Origin of the sequence: Campylobacter sp. RM12640 (assembly GCF_020137595.1) — a bacterium.
GTDB lineage: Bacteria > Campylobacterota > Campylobacteria > Campylobacterales > Campylobacteraceae > Campylobacter_E.
This window is the reverse complement of record NZ_JACGAU010000044.1, coordinates 1-3,872: the sequence shown is the minus strand read 5'-3', so window position 1 is coordinate 3,872 and position 3,872 is coordinate 1. Positions and strand designations below refer to the sequence as shown.

The window sequence follows — 3,872 nt, the reverse complement described above, 5'->3', positions numbered from 1 at the left end:
TTTTAATACTCCTAATTTGGGGTTTTAATACTCCTAATTTGGGGTTTTAATACTTCGGAAAAGCCTACCACATCGATAAATAAAGTGGGTGGAAAAGATAATAAAAAGAATTTAAAATTTGATAAAAAGGGGCAATTTTTTTTTAAACGATAACAATTATCAACAATTAAGCAAAAAAGAATAATTTTTTGATTTAATTTATTTTCCTAATTTAGGGTCATATAGTTCTTTAATATATTAATATGCTAATAACATATTTATATATTCAACAATGATTTATAATAAAAAGACTTCTTTATTAAAGTTATTACTTGTATTAAAATCTATATTCCAACCATTAAAATAAAAGACCTTTTTATTTTCTAGTAAATCATCTCTTTTTTTGCGTTCTATCGCTCTATTGATTTTTACCCTAGTATTAAAAATCATAAATGAATATGTATGTCTTTTTGCTAATTCATTTGCCTTAGAAAGTCTTATTAAAAATTGATTTCCAGTAAAAGCCCTTAAACTCATTGAATTAAAATTAATTCTTTTAACATCTTTTAGGTATCGCATTAAATCAAAAATATTTATTGCTACATAGTATTTGTCAGTAAGTTCTAAAAAATCAGATTCTTTATATTCAATTTTATTTACTTTGCAAAAATCAATAAAATCATTTGGCCTTGTATTTTCATAAGCATAAACTAGCAAAAATTTATTCTTTTTTTCTTTTTCAAAAAGTGCTTCATCATTTAATGTAAAATTTCTACTTTCAAATGCACGATTTGATGCTATTGTAACTCTTTCTATGCCATTAAAAAACTTTGGAAAGTATAAAGCTAATGTTTTATTATTAAAAGTTTCATAATAAAGCTTTTTTAGTTGTTCTGTTCTTTCAATTAATTCATTAAATAATTTATCGTTTGCAAAATAGCAGGCCCTTATATAAGAAGACCCTTTTACAAAATAATCATTTTCAAACAAATTTCCCTTAATTTTTTTAGGCAAAAAATCATCAATATCGCTATCGAAAATGCTATCTAATTTCTCGCAATTATTTTTTATATACCTTAAAAAATCATCTCTTTGAATATAAAATTCTTGCATTTTTTTTCTATCAGCCATAAGAAAAATCCTTTATATTAATATGCTAATATCATATTAATATATTTTTAAAGTAAGCTTAATTTATATTGAAAAACGCATTAAATTTTTTGTAAGATATTATTATTTTTTAAGTGTTGCTCCCTACCCCAAAAAGGTAGGGAGCTTTTTAAAGTTCGTTGGCCTTTGTATATTACAATGGAGCAAGGACGGACAAAAGTCCCTATCGCTGTGCGATAGGTCTTTTTGTCACTCTCTACGGCTGACGCCTACGAGCCTTGTTTTTTTTGCAGCTGCAAAAAAAATATAAACGCATAAAAATTTTTTTAGGATTGTTTATGGAAAAATTAAGACAAGTAAAGATTAATTTTACTAATAATGATTATCAAAAAATCCAAGCATTAGCAGATGCTAATAAAACAACTAAAGCTAATGTAATTAGACAAATCTTAAATAATAATAATTTTCAATTAGAAACGCAAAAAATTTTAGATAAAAAACAAAATTCAATAAGTAAAGAAGCTAGGGAAATATTGTATTTATTTTCTAATGTTTCTAATAATATAAATCAAATAGCTAGATTTTGTAATATAGAAAGAGATATTAACAAAACTGCACTTGATGAGTTAATTAAAATAAAAGAGTATTGTAAAGATATAGTGGATTTTTTTATTAAAGAAGAAAATGATAGTTAAATTTAAATGCGTAGGAAAAAAAACTGCTTTAGGTTGGGCTGATTATGTCTTAAAAGATAAAAATAATCATTCATTAGATAGAGCAAGTCACGAAATTATTTATAATGATATTGAATTAAGCAAAGAAATTATTAAGCATTTGAATTATAAAACTTGTGCTACAAATATTGTGATAAGTTTTGAAAAAAATGTAAGTTTAGAAACAGCAAGAAAAGCGGCCCAGGATTATATATATGAATTTTTAGATGGATTTAATAATGCTTATTTTATAAATATGGTAGAACATAAAGACACTGATAATATACACTATCATATTCAAATACCAAAAATCAATCTACAAACTATGACGCAATTAGAAGTTTATAATCATACTAGAGATAGGGCCTTTAATACGGCCTTATGTAAATACATAGCACAAAAGTATGATTTAGTAGATGCTTTTGATTTAGAAGTAAGTAATAATTATCATACTAAAAAATTTATGCAAACTATTGGTTTAGATAAACTTTACGGAAAAAATCTCAAAGGTAAAAAAAACAGAGAAGCATTTAAATATACGATTGACGCATATATTAGAAATCTAATTTTTGCTAATAAAATTAATTCATTAGATGATATTAAAAAAGCTATTGAAAACTATGGAGATAATAGTTGGAAAATAAGCAGATTTGGGGAAGATTACAAAAAAGGAAGCTACATAACCATAATAAATGAGCAAGGAGAAAAACACTCTATTTATGACAACAAAAATGGCTACTACTCTAAAAACGATACACAAAACAAAATAAATAATTTTAGAGCCAATAAAGGAGTAAAAAATAATACTCAAAATAAAGATTTGGAAAAATTAGAAAAAATATACTTAGAATTAAAAGAAGCAAGAAATAAAACACTAGCAAAGCGATACAAAGTAAAAGAAAAAAGTATAGAAGATTTAATTAAATCTATGCCAAAACCAAAGTTAGAACTAGATGATATTTTAGAAGACAATATTGAAGCTTATTTTGGCGAAGACTTTGATAGCAAAACAATTGACGAAAAAATAGAAATCATAGAAAATAGAGTTTTAGAAGAATATAAAAAAAAATTACTGGATAGCAGTTTAAACCAAAATACCATAAATAACAAAACAAAACCTGAAAAAACACTAAACATTTTTAAGCCAAAACAAAAAGAGCAAGAAATTATAAACGAAAAAATAAGAAAAATGAATAGCTATAAAATAACTTTAGAAATGCTAATACAAAAAGAAAAGGCTAGAAAGGAAGAAGAGCAAATGATTAAAGAGTTGCAAGAAGAATTAAAAAGAATTAATTTTTTACTAGCACAAAAACTAAAAGAAAATAATGATTTAAACCAAAAACATAAAGAATTGCTTGAAGCATATAACGAGCAAAATGAACATTTAAAAGATATGTCAGCAACGGTTCAAGCATTAGACGAAGGGTACAGTAATTTACAATATAAAAATAATGATTTAAACCAAAAACATAAAGAATTGCTTGAAGCATATAATGAACAAAGGAAAGAATATCTTGCACAAAACGATAATTTAAAATATGAAAACGATGATTTAAACCAAAAACATAAAGAATTGCTTGAAGCATATAATGAACAAAGGAAAGAATATCTTGCACAAAACGATAATTTAAAATATGAAAACGATGATTTAAACCAAAAACATAAAGAATTGCTTGAAGCATATAACGAGCAAAATGAACATTTAAAAGATATGTCAGCAACGGTTCAACAACTACAGGATGAAAACGATAATTTAAAATATGAAAACGATGATTTAAACCAAAAACATAAAGAATTGCTTGAAAAATATAATGAACAAAGGAAAGAATATCTTGCACAAAATGAGGCATTTTGGAATCTTTACAGACATTCAAAAGATATGTCAGCAACGGTTCAACAACTACAGGATGAAAACGATGATTTAAAATATGAAAATGATGAATTAAAAAAGGCTAAAAAGCTTAAAACTGCAAAAGAAGAGCCAAATTATTATTTAAGATTATGATAGTAAAATAACAATAGCCGTGTTTTGCACGGCTATTTACAACACTTAAGGGAGTTGCTATG

3 protein-coding genes are annotated in these 3,872 nt (G+C 25.0%); 2 read left to right on the top strand and 1 reads right to left on the bottom strand.

Features of this window, described 5'->3' with window-relative positions; genetic code table 11:
* Positions 1-276: 276 nt before the first annotated feature.
* The gene (locus AVBRAN12640_RS09740) at positions 277-1,110 is read right to left on the bottom strand and encodes a hypothetical protein (protein WP_239803861.1); all 834 of its coding nucleotides are present in this window, start codon (positions 1,108-1,110) and stop codon (positions 277-279) included.
* A 317-nt stretch (positions 1,111-1,427) separates the two neighbouring features.
* On the opposite strand from AVBRAN12640_RS09740, the gene mobC reads away from it, so the two are divergent.
* Positions 1,428-1,784 (top strand): plasmid mobilization relaxosome protein MobC, encoded by a 357-nt coding sequence (gene mobC, locus AVBRAN12640_RS09735; protein WP_239803862.1) that lies wholly within the window; start codon positions 1,428-1,430, stop codon positions 1,782-1,784.
* Positions 1,774-3,810: a relaxase/mobilization nuclease domain-containing protein gene (locus AVBRAN12640_RS09730; protein ID WP_336613002.1), complete on the top strand. Its 2,037-nt coding sequence runs from the start codon at positions 1,774-1,776 to the stop codon at positions 3,808-3,810. Before mobC ends, AVBRAN12640_RS09730 begins: the two co-directional genes overlap by 11 nt.
* The last annotated feature ends 62 nt before the right edge of the window (positions 3,811-3,872 follow it).